This window comes from Adhaeribacter aquaticus DSM 16391, from assembly GCF_000473365.1.
Taxonomy (GTDB): domain Bacteria; phylum Bacteroidota; class Bacteroidia; order Cytophagales; family Hymenobacteraceae; genus Adhaeribacter; species Adhaeribacter aquaticus.
On the sequence record NZ_KI421517.1, the window covers coordinates 1,996,751 to 2,009,832 of the forward strand.

A 13,082-nucleotide genomic window follows, 5' to 3' on the forward strand; every position below is an offset into this window, starting at 1 on the left:
ACCCTATTGTGTGGGGTTCCTTTTTTATTTTTTAGTTAACGATTTGCGATGTCTGGTAATACTTTGTTTAGGTATTCATCAAACAAAGGAGCCTTTGCTTCTGGGTTGTATTCAAAAGGTAATTGGTAGGTAATAAAGTCTGATCGCTCAAAAGGTCTTAACCGGGTTCCTTTTGGCGTAACTTCAAAGGTCCCGTTTTGCAGGTTTACTAAGACAATGCTTTTAGGCTGTTCTGGTTTTGGCAAATTAGCCAGAGTAATAAATTGTTTATAGAGTCTTTCTCTAAACTGGAAATAACGGGCTTTAAATTTGTCTACACCCATCTTTTCGGCAGCCTCGCCTAGAAATACCTTTAACTCCTCTACATCAAACAGGCTCCAGTAAGCTACATTATATAAGTATATAAAATCATGGTTCCGGCAAATACCCCAATTATTCTATTCAGCTAATATTAAAACCTGTTCAACTACAATTATTTGGAAGTGGCTATTGTTTAGCTTTTCATCTTCTTCCAGTTCAGCCAGCTCACTAAAGTTTACCGGCTTTATGTTGGCTTTTAATTGATCAAGTATTTCAGCATGTAGGACCTGCTTTTGTTTCGCTTTTTCAGTGTTTAGGCTTTTAGCTTTATTCACCAAACTGCCAACAGCATTGGCTAAAGTAGCCGGATTGATTGCTTCTTTAAGCATTTTGCTGGCCCTCCTTAGCTTCGTATTCAGCAATACAAGTCTTGAGCTGTTCCAGGTCAAGCCCGAAACGAGAAGCGGCAATAGTTAAGAAAGTATTGGATACTGTAAGAGATAATGAAATGCCCTGGATAAAGTGCAGGAGCCTCCATTTAGTGGCATGGTCAAGAGATAGATGGTCCACTTTTAAACCCTCCCTCTTTTACCTCCTGCACCATTTAAACTTTTCCGGCGAGCACTTTTAGCTAATTGCAAAGTGGCCTCTCCTGAAACATCGCTGCTTATGGTTTGGGATTCTACCCAGGCTAACAGTTCTTTTCTAGAAAATACTAACCTGTTACCAAAATGCTTGCAAGGGATTTGCTTTGCTGAGGTAAGCTTATAAATTTTTGATTCACTAAAGCCTGTGATTGCTTTAGCCTCTTCAAGAGTGCAACGGTCTGGAAGTTGCTCAGGCTGTGGTTTTGAGCTAAAAGCCTTTCTGATTTCCTCTCTTATAATCTGCGAGAGTTGCTCAGTAGTTGTTACTATTAATTCCATTTGTCTCTTTCGTTAGTGAATGAGACAAATGTCAGTAGATGCAAAAGGGGTAGATCAGTTCCGACCGGTCGGAACTAGTCTAGATTTTTCTTTTCTTTTTTTATGTTAGCTTCTAATTCCCTTAATTCATTTTTGCAGCATCATTATTAATGCCCATACTCTCTAAAAAATCAATAGCCGCTTTAATATCACTTACTTTTTTTGCGTTATTTTCCCCAAACCCGACCCGATCCACTTTAGATTCATAAAGCTTTTTCATTAAAGCCTCTCCACTTTTCCAAACTCCATTGGAAAGGGTTTTTACTGCCTCGTTAGCGTTATTATCATTTAAAGGCTTATTAGTATAAATACAGAATAAAGCCATTTGAGCTAATGATTTAAATGGATTTTCATTGCCATTTGTGCCTTGGGGATTATATATAGTAGAGGTGGCAAATTCGTTTAAGCTTTTAAGCCTATTAATTTCATTCAATACTAAACCTTCAAACCCCGTGCTTTCCAAATACTCCCTGTCAAAATCATCCATTTTGATTAGTTGCTCATTAAAATCAAATAGGGCATTTTTTAAAAAATTTAGTTTATTCTCTTTCCCTTCAATATTGGAAACCTGCTGTTTTATTGATTCAAAATCATAAGTTTTAATAACATCAAGGACTTCCTCATTAATGATTTCGGGATCTTCATTCCAGGGCAAAATATCATGCCTTAAATCAATTAACTGCTTGAAACAAATCGAATAATTTTCAAAATCAGGATGGTGAGATAATATCCCTAAAACACGCATTAATAATACTATCTTTTCCTCCTGGTGAAATTGCTCTACTTCAAAAATCTTATTTACTAAGTTTATAAGTGCAAATGGCTTTGTAGGATTGTTAGTTATAAAGAAATAAATATCATGATAGGCCTGTGCAAAAACCTCAAATGGCTTAAAAGTATTCGTTTTATCTTTCCCCCTAAAAGCAGAATAAAAGCTATGTAGATTATGATTAAAATGAGCATCTGCAGTACTCATTAATGAATCTAAATCACCTTTCTCGGTAGTATTGATTTCCATAGTTCCAGATTAAAACTTAGTTAATAAGGTAGCATTCTTTGCCCGTTCTTCTTGCTCAAAAGAGGCTAGGTAATTTTCAGTAGTTTTCAAGTCATTATGGCCTAAGCTTTCCGATATAAAAGCAATGTTTGCCCCTGATCGCTTTAACACACTGGCGTAACTATGTCGGGCCGTATAGGTGCTAATATTGCCAATGCCTAAGGCCTCCCCTATTTTCTTCATTTTATCATTAATCAGGTGGGTAATATTTTTAATGATGCGCCTTTCGTCAGTTGGTGTTTCTTCGCCTTTTAAAAAAGGGAATATAAAGTTGTCCGGCTGCTTATTCTGGTTTCCCCATTTGTCTATTATGGCTTGCATTTCCGGCGTAATCACAGCATGAATAAGCTTTTTCTTTTTAGCCTTGGCTAATGTCTTTTGCCGGTAAAATGAAAGCTCACCATTGCGGATGTTTGAAAATTTGAATTTGCAGATGTCGGTAATATTGGCGCCGTTGCAGACGTAGGAGAAAAACCATAAATCCCGGCACATGCAATCGTTTCACTTTCCGGCTCATACTTTACTATTTCAGAAACCTGGCTAATGGTTAAGGCTATATTGCGGCCTTCGTGCTGTGGGATCTCATATTTACCTTTGCCAAATGGATGGGCTGTAGGCTTAATTATGTCGGCTTCTTTAGCTTCATTTACAATTACCTGCAAAGCTCTCATGTACATGGAAATAGTAGTATAGCTTTTATTCTCTTTTAATAAATGCTTTTCATACTTCTTTAGCCAATCGATTGTGATTTGAGAGAACTTGATATTCTGGCCGGCAAAGAGGGCTATACTACGTAAAGTGTATTTATACCAATCGGAAGTACTAACCTTCCCATTTTCAGTAAGATCGTCAATCCTAGCTTTGAAAGCAGTGTTTACGGTGTCCCCTGTTGCATTACTTAACCGTTTGTTCAGAGCCTCCAGGCTAAACTGATCTTGTTTAGTTAAAACCTCTACCTCCAGGCGTAGGTTCTTAGAGAACTTTTGAATGGATACCCGAATAGCTTTTAAAGCTTCACCTTTAGCAGTAGGCAGCTTTTCCCAATCCTCCTGAAATAGAGCCTTGCCAGTAGAATAATAGCTTCGTTGCCGTTTGTAAGTAACCCTTACCCTAACCGGGTGCAAACCTTCCTTATTTACTTTTCGGGTTTCTTATTGTGTGGCTAAAGTCACACCGCTATCTTCAAATTTAAACATTCTTTATGCTGTTATGTGTATGACCTTTTTGGAGTGGGTCACACAAGGGTACACACAAATATAAAGAATATATGAAAAGGAATATAAATATAAAAAAGCCTTTATTCATTAATTACCAGCTATTTACATACAATATGAAAACAGATAAAAAACTAAGAACAGGCTTATATTTTGCATGGCATGCAAGAGGTCATCGGTTCGACTCCGATATTCTCCACTTAATTAGAAAGCACTTATGAGGTAAAACTTATAAGTGCTTTTTTTATATACATGCAATTTGCACATACAGCCTTCCACTCCATTTAAAACATTAATTCAATTAATAATAAATTAATATTTTAACACAAAAGCTGGTTAGTTTCGGCACCTTTACTTACAAATTGGCTATCGACACTTCTTCTGAAAAATAAGTATGCATGGCTGTTTCCGGATCCAAATACGAAGATTGGTAATCAGCCATGGAAGCATGTAAATATAAAACAGAACCACCTTCAATTTCTTTAATAATATCCTGGTGGTCGTCCATCGGTAGTGCAGGACACCCTTGACTACGTCCTAATCTGCCATGTTCCTTTACAAACTCTTCGCTCACATATTCGGCACCATGAACTACTACATGCCGGTTATAGGCATTTTTATTAAAACCTTCGTCCATACCTCTTATTTTTAAGGAAAGGCCGTGTTTTCCCGTATAGGTCCCTTCGGTTACATAGAAGCCTAAACTACTCATTTCTGATTGAGACACATTAGAAAAACGCTCAGCCCTTTCAACACCTGAATTTTTACCATGCGCAACCAAAGTATGGTGAAGTATTTTGCGGGCGTTAATATCTATTACCCACAATCTTTTTTCTGAAGAATTTTTATCAAAATCGGCAATGGTTAAAGTGGATTTATTTGTTATTGCTCCGGTCTTGATTAAATTTAAATAACCAACCACGCCTTGGTTAAAAACCTCTAAATTTAAACCGGCCTTTTCTAATCCAATTTCCTCATATAAATTATAAATCTCTAGTTCAAACTGTATAAACTGCAAGGTGGCAGACATAGGCGCAAAATTTACAACAGGAGTTTTATCTGCTATATTGCCTGCAGGTAAAGGAAACTGCCCCAGGAAAAAGGAAGCAAATAAGGGAATGGCCTTTCTCGCTTGCTTTCTACCCCACTTATTACGAAAGCCAAATTCTTTTTTCATAAAACTAAAGTTTGTAGAAACTATAAATCTTATACGTGATCTAGAGTAAAAGCAACTAGTTTTCCCTTAATAAAGCTAAACGTACAACAGAAAACTATTTAAAACCAATTTAGACAATTGTTGATAAGGAAGGTCAAAATCATTAAGGGCTTGAGCTGCTATGGTAGATAAAATGTAAAACAACTTTTGCACAACCACTAACTAGAGGTATATTTCCTTAAATTCAAATATAAATTACCTTAACCGGCAAAGTATTCGATGAGAATTGACTGACTTACTAAGGGTTTACCATTACAAGATCTGAAATATGCTCCTGGCCTTAAGCAGGTATTTTTTGGTAGGGAGGTAATAACCATTCAGGAATGATTCTAAATAAAATTTTTGTACCCGACAAGCCTGAACATAAATTAACAACATGAAGCCATTTCAAATAAATTTTCTAGATCATGTGGCACTACAGGTTCGGGACCAGGAGGAATCGGTGCGGTGGCACCAAAAGGTACTAGGACTGCAACGGGCAAATTTTCCAGAATAGGGCAATTTTCCGGTTATGATGACCAGTGGCAAGTTCAGAATTGCTTTATTCCCCGCTGATTTAGCCGATCCGGTTCTGGATAGGGAGTCTAAAAATGTCCGGATTACCCATTTTGCCTTTAATGTAAACCAAGCTGAGTTTGTCCGCGCGCAAGCTCATTTTAAAAGTTTGGGACTAACATTCGAATTCCTGAACCACGGTTATTTCCATTCCATCTACACCAAAGACCCGGATGCGCATATCGTAGAACTAACTACTCAGATTTCATAATCCGAATTTACCAGACTCGTGAAGCAAACATAACCTGAGTTAAACCAAGCCCACCTTCCTCCAATTCATGCGAAGCAGGAAACGGTGCCCAACCCAATGCACGCTTGTGCTAAACTGGCTTAGCTTAGGTAGCTATAAAGAAAGCGCTACGCCTCGAGGTCAATTTTTACTAACCTTATGATAATTCACAAGTCGGAAATTTACGGATGCGACACCAGAATTACCTGCTATTATATCCTTTTTTCCTTTCGGCCCATTTCAGTATTAATAAATATAAACTTTTACAAACTATACAAACCTATAAAACTATGAAAGTAAAAGTTCAAATTTTTAAATCTGGGATATTAATGGCCTTAGTTGGTGTATTTATGTCCTGTAAACAACAAACTAAACAAAATACAGAAGAAGAGACAACAGAAGTCCGGACTGAAACTAATGAAGCCCCCAATGAAGCCAACAGAGAAGTAGATGAAGCCCAATCAGAATAGTCTGCAGAATTAAATAGTTTTTTAATTGGGTAAAAGAAAATTCGGCCAAAGCCGAAACTGCTACAGAACAAGAATGGCAGGAGAGCAAAGCGGAATATAAACGCCGGGAAGCAGAATTGGAAGCTAAAAGCAGCACCTGGGATGACAAAACAAAAGCAGAATGGAAGAAACTCAAAAATAACTGGAATGAATCATAGAACAGGGTTCAGGCCCGTCTGAAAAAAGCCGGAAAAGATATACGGGATTAAGCTAAATGCTAATAACCTGATAAAAACCTGCTGTTACTTACCTGTCAGCAGGTTTCTTTTTTTTAGAAGCTTTACTACCTTCGTCCTTAGGTAACAAGTGTAAAAGAAATATTATGGAATGAGCTTATATTACTTGTTGCTAGACATTATTACAAATCTGTTCAACTTTACAGAAAGGTGTATCTAGTCCAAATAGGCACCTGTAATCACTTTTTTCGTAGACCAATACCATTCCAAAATTTTATAATAATTACAACCCCTGATACTGTTGTAAGCCCATTTACTTCAAATCACTCTTAAGTTGTTTTGTATGTCTCAAATCGGCAACTCTTTATTTAAAGCCCTTTAATTTCTGTCCGCTTTTTAAGGAAATACTTTATACAAAAACCTAATTTTCTACTTTGGTGTTTAAATCGTCCCATAATTTCCTGCCAATCCAATACGATTTCAATTATCCAGAACAGGCAATCGGAACCGACTATTCCCACAGATGGAGCGGAGATAAAACGCCCTTAGCCATATGCCACTAGTTCCCCTAAAAATTTCAGGTTGGACTGGCGATAAAATCCCGGTAGCGCCTACCCTTATGCCCGTTAGTATTTATTGCCCTGAGGTATAAAACCTGGATCAAGGCACCTGCTTCCTTTGGTTATATTTAAAGCTTTGTATTAACCAAGATTTTATAAACCAGCAGTTAACTCTGATTTTATTTTAAATTCAATGGTAGCAGAGGCAAAAGGCGAAGTTGTGGTTCCGACTAATCTGAAATCTACCTTTTGCCCACCTTCAATTAAACTGGTTAAATCATTTTTATTAGTGGCATCTACGGGTGCACTTACCTCTGTACCAGAAGCATTAAGTGCTTTTAAATCTACATTGGAAAGAGCAGTGGCAGTCTTAAAATTAGTTGTTCCTGATGGTGCGTATTCCAGCCGTCCATTCAACATAGGATTAGCGGTATTGTTAGTAGCAGCTGTAAATTGGGTTACTTTAAATACAATCCCTTCAATTACCAGGTCCTTTATTTTATCTTTATGCTTTTTAATTTCACCATCATTAAAATCCATATTAGAGATATTCGCATTGATGGTATTTCCGGTGGTTGAGGTAAATGAAATGGGTATTGTATTAGTTACACCAAATTCCTTATCGAACACGGAACAAGCAGAAAACAAAACAGTAAAAAACAAAATCGATAATTTTTGTAAGTTCTTTTTCATAAGGAATTCAATTTAAGTGGTGGAAAAATAATACCTTGATAAAAACTACTAAAAGACCAAATAGTATAATTATATACTGAATTATTTTACTTAAGTTAATAAATAGAGGTATTAATTTTATGTTTATTCACCTATAAAGTGCCCACCATTTCTTATACTGTGTAAACCTTCTTTATTTTAAGAAGGCATTAATTTATTCCCAGAGCAATTATTTTTGAAGATATACCATCAGACGCTAGCTTTAAAGTTGCCAGTTTATTTGAATAAAGGTTAATGAGGGAACCTGGTAAAAATGAAAGCTAAATACTTAAAACTGTCAAGGCGATAAGAAATAGCACCCAAGGTAGCCGACCAGGAAAAACTTTTACACTACCTTTTCATCCTTACTTTGTTATAAAAAATCAGGAATGTTTATTATAAATTTAAACCACACCAGGAACAGGACTTTATTATAAGAATCCAGATTCTATTGGTTTAACTCCGGTATTCTCTATTAACACAAAAGTAATTCTAAATTAAAGCTAATAAGTGCTTTTGTTTTTCATAAATACAAAGCAATAGCTTTTTTTTACTTTGTGTGGGCCTTCACTACGTATTATTGATTAAAGAAATTAACCATCTATTTCAACGCTTTGGAATTACAAGATGAAGTTAAATAGTTTTAAGGAAATACAACGACAGGCTTTTCATGAAAAAAGGCCACTGTATCAGTGGCCTTTAGTTTCGTTATAGTTAATTACTTGTTACAGTTTGGCTACTTTATCGGTGTATCTGTCCGGGTCACCGGTTACATAGCCATCAAATGACATACTGTTGCCTTTCAGCAGGAGCAAACCAGCTACGTGCGGAGCAGCAAAGGAAGTACCGTTGCCATAAGAAGTGTAGCCGCCTCCTTTAGTAGTCGTCTGTATGTTTACAGAGGGAGCCGCCCGATCTACCGGAGCACCAAAGTTAGATTTGTTCCAGAAGTACTTGTTGTAATCCATGCCTGATACGGTGTAAACATTAGTAGCATTTACTCTTTGTGGGGAGTTGTTGCTGCAATCTACATAGCTGTTACCAGCAGCAATAGAAATAAAAACACCTTTGGCCGCACAGTTTTTAATAGCATTGTCCAAAGTAGAAGAAGCACCCGCGCTGATACTGATATTTACCACGTCTCCGGCTTTTCCATTACTGGTTACGTGGTTTACCGCTTTAACCAGATTAGACAAGCTGCCTCCACCTGCATCATCCAGCACCCGTAAAGATACAATAGTAGCATTGGCTGCTACCCCAATAATACCGGATCCATTGTTTTTAGCCCCAATTACGCCTGCTACCATGGTGCCATGGCCGTAACCATCCGCAGTAGCGAAGTTACCTGGTATATAAGAAACGCTGCGTGCTTCATCCACAATCAGATCCGAATGGTTTTTATCTACGCCACTGTCAATCACCCAGGCAGTTTTCCCAGCACCTTCGCCATAGCCTACCATTGCCACTCCTCTTGGGATAGTTTCGCCGGTAGCTACTGTAAACGTTGGAGTAGGTGCAGTTGGTGTAGGTTCAGTCGGCGCTGGCTCCGTTGTGCCACCACCACCACCGCCTTTGGTGGGTTTACCTAAAGAAATTAGCTGATCGGGTTCCACTGAAAGTACTTCCGGATCGTTTAAGAGCAGTTGCACCTGGCTTTTGGATAGCTTGCCATAAAAACCCTTGATGCGGCCCTCATAAGTACCTCTGATGCCAGCTTTCTCCACTTCCCGGGCAGCAACTAAATCATCAATAATTTGAGTAGTACTTTGGGTGTTACTCTTAAATACTACAATGTACTGCCCCTCTATCACATTGCTAGCCTGCACACTCGTACTTGGAACCGGTACAGCCGTCTGGTCTTCGGCCAGGTCTTCTTTCTGACAGGCAGCCATAGAGAATACAGAAGCCAGGGCAAAAAACGAAATTGCTTTCTTAAATTTAATTTTTCCCATAAGTTGTGATTGACGTAAAGGTTTGAACATAAAATGGACATTTAAAGGTTTTATTCGGCATTTAAGTATTTAATCAAATTCCAGATTGGCCATATAGTTGACCAATAATAAAGAACCAGAACTAATTAAACCATAATTTTTTTCTAAGCTTAGCATATTATATCTTTATATGCTAATATTTATATGGACTATATCGTAAAACCTATATAAAGGTTTTAACTTTTTAAATAAATTTTATGATATATTTTTCATATTTATTTTAAAGAAGCTTTTTTATCCTGTTTAATCTTTAATCTCTCCAATTATACCTTTATAGAAAGCTTCTGGATAGCATTAGGACATCCGGAAAAATATATTTATAAATATTTATATATAGTTTTACACTTAATTACAAAACACCCGTATTGGGGATTGTAAAAAAAACAAAACCCAATATCTATGAAGCAAATAAAACTACTATCAGCTTTTTCGGGTTTACTCTTCATGACCCTTGGTTGCCAAAAAGAAGACAATGAAACAAAACCATTAAGTGAAGTTCAGGTTACAGACCAAGCTAAAAAACTAACTCCTTTGGGTGCCTGTACACCCAGTTTTTATTATTACATAAATAAAGAAAGGTCTTTAGGGAATGCTTCTACGCAACGGATTGTAGTCGGCTTTACTAAACAAATAACTACCGAGGAAAAAAAGTTAATTTTAACTAGCTATGGCAATTTAGACCAGGTAATTTATGAGACAAATACAGGCAGTGCAGATGCTACTGTTGTTTCTTTGAAGAATGTTTATGATTGTGGACATGTAGATGAGATTTTAAATACATTAAAACTGAACCCGGAAATTCTTTATGCCAACCCAGTTTATGATAATGCTGATGCGACCAATTATATAGGAATCACAAACCAATTCTTTGTTAATTTAAAAAATGAATCCTCTGAGAGTAGTTTTAAATCCCTGGCGGCAAAAACGAATGTGAAAATAGTAGACAAATTATCTAACTTAAGTTTTATAGTAAGCGCTGATAAAAATTCAGAGGGGAATGCCCTGGAAATGGCTAATTTGTTTTACCAGAATTTAAATGCCAGGTACAGCGAACCCGACTTTCTTTATTTAAGAAAGCAACCTTTATAAACTAAGATCTAAAAGATAAGATATAATATAAAAGGCTTCTGTTCACAGAAGCCTTTTATATTATAAATATCCGCCAATCCCCAATGGCAACCTTAGGTAACCAACATCAATCCAAAAACCTTTTCTTGCCTGTTAATAAATATATTACTAAAGATCCGCTTTAACTTATTTCTGTAATTTTTAAAAACGAAAACTTAACAATTTTAATTTTTTCAATAAATCTTAAAACTTCAAATTTTCTTCAGCTTTCATCTTTATAATTAAACAATATTTTAAAAAACAACATTTAACGGCCTAAAAAATAAATAATACGTAATTTTTACCTGTTTATTAAATTGTTTTTAACTTTTATCTATTTTTTATTGTTTTTTCAATTATTATTTTTTATTTTGTAAATATTTTAATTTGTAAACTCATAATTGTGCGTTTATAGAAAACCATCCAACTGTTGCCTATGCTTAGAAAATCCACTCTCGCTCTGCTTTTAGGCACCTTTTTAGCTTCTCCATTACTTGCAGAAGAACCCAAAAAAGAATACAAGCCGGACCCATTAATCCTTAAAATTAAGCCTATACTGGAACAACATTGCTTTCCGTGTCACCACGACACAAAACGGTCTGCCGGTATTAGTCTTAAAAATATATTTATGGGCATAAACGATACCAAGGCCCTTATGGTACGTGATGGCAAGGTGTGGATGAATGCGGTAAAACAAATACAAAGTGGAGCCATGCCTCCCAGCGGAGAACCTCGTCTTTCGCTGGAAGAGCACGAAACGCTTACCAAAACCATAAATGAAATACTTTATTCGTCCTTAAATGCCAATAACCCGGGCCGGGTAGTAATGCGGCGTTTAAGCCACAGCGAATACGAGTATTCTGTTCTGAATTTGGTTGGCGTTAGTTACGATGCAAATGAAAAATTTCCGTCAGATGCTTCGGGAGGTAAAGGTTTCGACAATTTTGCCAGTACTTTATTCCTGACGCCGCTTAAAATGGAACGATATTACGAAGCTGCCGAGGAAATTATGGATGAGGCTTATTCCAAGCCTGCCCTATGGGAAAAAATTGTTCCTGAAAATTATGCCGATTCTTTCTGGTTAAAAATAAAAAACTGGGTATTAAGCTTTTTTACGACCGTAGACCCCAATGAAGGTGTCTTGAATGCGGCAACGGAAGTAATTGTACCTTTTGCCAGTCATGCTTACCGTCGGTTTCTGGAACCAGCCGAAAAAGAAAAGTTGCTTTCGCTTTTCTTAAAGGTTTATGAAGGCAATGATGCCGAAGACCGGTATGGGGTAGCGCTTAAAGAAACCTTAAAAGCTGTTTTGGTTTCACCTAACTTTTTATACCGTTACGAAGAAGAACAACCTGTACCGATTGATCATCCTTATGCACTAAGCAATTTTGAGTTAGCCTCACGGCTTTCTTATTTCCTTTGGTCAACCTTACCCGATAAAGAACTTTTTGATGCTGCTTACCGGGGCGATTTAGAGGACCCGGCGGTGCTTAAACTGCAGGTTAGACGCATGTTACAAGACCCTAAAGCCAAACGCTTTGCGGAAAGTTTTTCTACCCAATGGTTTGGTGTTAGCCGGTTAAAAGATACGAATCCGGTGGATCCGGGACGGTTTCCGGAAATGACGCCCTCGTTGCGCAACGCCATGTACCAGGAAACTGTAGAATACTTTTACCATGTACTAACTAAGAGTCGGAATTTTTTAGAGTTAATAGACAGCGACTATACTTTCCTGAACGAGGAATTAGCTAAACATTACGGCATAGCCGGGGTTAAAGGATCTGCTATGCGCAGAGTAACCCTGCAGGACCGCAACCGCGGCGGTGTATTAGGCATGGCCAGTGTACTTACCTCTACATCACTGCCGCTACGTACCAGCCCGGTATTACGGGGCAAGTGGGTTTTAGAAGAGTTATTGGGAACCCCAGCACCCCCACCCCCACCAGATGCCGGACAATTACCCGAAAAAGCTGCTACTGACCCCAATGCCAGTATCCGGGACTTGTTAGTACTCCATCGGTCAAAACCGGCTTGTGCCGGTTGCCACCAAAAAATGGATCCTATTGGTTTTGGCCTGGAAAACTTTGACCCAATTGGGCGCTGGCGTACCAAATATGGCGCTAAACCTATACAAATAGTTTGGGACACTTTACCAAGCGGCGAAACATTCCGCAATCCGGCTGAATTGAAAAAGATATTAGTTACAAAGGAGGATGAATTTGCCCGTGTTCTTTCGGAGAAAATGTTTGTATATGCCATAGGCCGGGATGTAGGCTTCACCGACGAATTACACATTCAACGGCTGACTAAACACTTAAAACAAAACCGTTTTGACACAGAGAAATTCATTATGGAATTGGTAAGCATAGAGCCTTTCCGGTACAAAGTGAACGATAAGGGCGCGAAGTTTAAAGTATTAGCCAGTAAATAAGCGCCTTAAGGCAAATTAGATTTGAAAGAATGTTTTGATAAAGAGCGGCACAGCTGATAAA

15 protein-coding genes and 1 pseudogene are annotated in these 13,082 nt (G+C 37.6%); 5 read left to right on the plus strand and 11 right to left on the minus strand.

Annotated features, from left to right (window positions below; all coding sequences use genetic code 11):
* Positions 1-35 precede the first annotated feature (35 nt).
* From ADHAQ_RS27235 to ADHAQ_RS25325, 9 genes and pseudogenes are all read right to left on the minus strand, one after another.
* Positions 36-323: a hypothetical protein gene (locus tag ADHAQ_RS27235; protein WP_026462963.1), complete on the minus strand. Its 288-nt coding sequence runs from the start codon at positions 321-323 to the stop codon at positions 36-38.
* A 114-nt stretch (positions 324-437) separates the two neighbouring features.
* The gene (locus ADHAQ_RS27240; RefSeq protein ID WP_026462964.1) at positions 438-689 is read right to left on the minus strand and encodes a hypothetical protein; all 252 of its coding nucleotides are present in this window, start codon (positions 687-689) and stop codon (positions 438-440) included.
* Complete coding sequence (locus ADHAQ_RS25310; RefSeq protein ID WP_034256747.1) at positions 682-870, minus strand: hypothetical protein; 189 nt, start codon at positions 868-870, stop codon at positions 682-684. Before ADHAQ_RS25310 ends, ADHAQ_RS27240 begins: the two co-directional genes overlap by 8 nt.
* 2 nt (positions 871-872) lie before the next feature.
* Positions 873-1,226 (minus strand): helix-turn-helix transcriptional regulator, encoded by a 354-nt coding sequence (locus ADHAQ_RS25315; protein ID WP_034256749.1) that lies wholly within the window; start codon positions 1,224-1,226, stop codon positions 873-875.
* Positions 1,227-1,347: 121 nt separating this feature from the next.
* Complete coding sequence (locus ADHAQ_RS0110920; RefSeq protein WP_026462965.1) at positions 1,348-2,283, minus strand: hypothetical protein; 936 nt, start codon at positions 2,281-2,283, stop codon at positions 1,348-1,350.
* Positions 2,284-2,292: 9 nt separating this feature from the next.
* A complete protein-coding gene (locus ADHAQ_RS28095; RefSeq protein ID WP_245590662.1) occupies positions 2,293-2,766 on the minus strand; it encodes a tyrosine-type recombinase/integrase in 474 nt (157 codons plus the stop codon).
* A complete protein-coding gene (locus ADHAQ_RS28100; RefSeq protein ID WP_483756940.1) occupies positions 2,691-3,284 on the minus strand; it encodes a phage integrase SAM-like domain-containing protein in 594 nt (197 codons plus the stop codon). Before ADHAQ_RS28100 ends, ADHAQ_RS28095 begins: the two co-directional genes overlap by 76 nt.
* A pseudogene (locus ADHAQ_RS28865) lies at positions 3,270-3,458 on the minus strand (Arm DNA-binding domain-containing protein); the annotation flags it as partial. The gene ADHAQ_RS28100 and the pseudogene ADHAQ_RS28865, both read right to left, overlap by 15 nt.
* A gap of 433 nt (positions 3,459-3,891) precedes the next feature.
* The gene (locus tag ADHAQ_RS25325; protein ID WP_051359851.1) at positions 3,892-4,713 is read right to left on the minus strand and encodes a murein L,D-transpeptidase catalytic domain family protein; all 822 of its coding nucleotides are present in this window, start codon (positions 4,711-4,713) and stop codon (positions 3,892-3,894) included.
* A 415-nt stretch (positions 4,714-5,128) separates the two neighbouring features.
* On the opposite strand from ADHAQ_RS25325, the gene ADHAQ_RS28525 reads away from it, so the two are divergent.
* From ADHAQ_RS28525 to ADHAQ_RS28105, 3 genes are all read left to right on the plus strand, one after another.
* On the plus strand, positions 5,129-5,248 hold the full coding sequence (locus tag ADHAQ_RS28525) for a VOC family protein (protein ID WP_211240582.1): 120 nt from the start codon (positions 5,129-5,131) through the stop codon (positions 5,246-5,248).
* Between the two features lie 15 nt (positions 5,249-5,263).
* Entirely contained in the window at positions 5,264-5,518 is a 255-nt protein-coding gene (locus ADHAQ_RS25330; RefSeq protein ID WP_211240583.1) for a VOC family protein, read from the plus strand.
* Between the two features lie 308 nt (positions 5,519-5,826).
* Positions 5,827-6,006 carry a hypothetical protein gene (locus tag ADHAQ_RS28105; RefSeq protein ID WP_157433398.1) on the plus strand — a complete coding sequence of 60 codons (180 nt, stop codon included), beginning with the start codon at positions 5,827-5,829 and terminating at the stop codon, positions 6,004-6,006.
* Positions 6,007-6,934: 928 nt separating this feature from the next.
* On the opposite strand, the gene ADHAQ_RS0110950 is transcribed toward ADHAQ_RS28105, so the two are convergent.
* Together ADHAQ_RS0110950 and ADHAQ_RS0110955 are read right to left on the minus strand one after the other, a co-directional pair.
* Positions 6,935-7,474, minus strand: coding sequence for a hypothetical protein (locus ADHAQ_RS0110950; RefSeq protein WP_026462967.1), 540 nt, complete (start codon positions 7,472-7,474; stop codon positions 6,935-6,937).
* A 743-nt stretch (positions 7,475-8,217) separates the two neighbouring features.
* Entirely contained in the window at positions 8,218-9,444 is a 1,227-nt protein-coding gene (locus tag ADHAQ_RS0110955) for a S8 family serine peptidase (RefSeq protein ID WP_026462968.1), read from the minus strand.
* A 438-nt stretch (positions 9,445-9,882) separates the two neighbouring features.
* On the opposite strand from ADHAQ_RS0110955, the gene ADHAQ_RS0110965 reads away from it, so the two are divergent.
* Positions 9,883-10,572 (plus strand): hypothetical protein, encoded by a 690-nt coding sequence (locus ADHAQ_RS0110965; RefSeq protein ID WP_157433399.1) that lies wholly within the window; start codon positions 9,883-9,885, stop codon positions 10,570-10,572.
* A gap of 454 nt (positions 10,573-11,026) precedes the next feature.
* Positions 11,027-13,021 (plus strand): DUF1592 domain-containing protein, encoded by a 1,995-nt coding sequence (locus ADHAQ_RS25335; RefSeq protein WP_051359852.1) that lies wholly within the window; start codon positions 11,027-11,029, stop codon positions 13,019-13,021.
* Positions 13,022-13,082 lie beyond the last annotated feature (61 nt).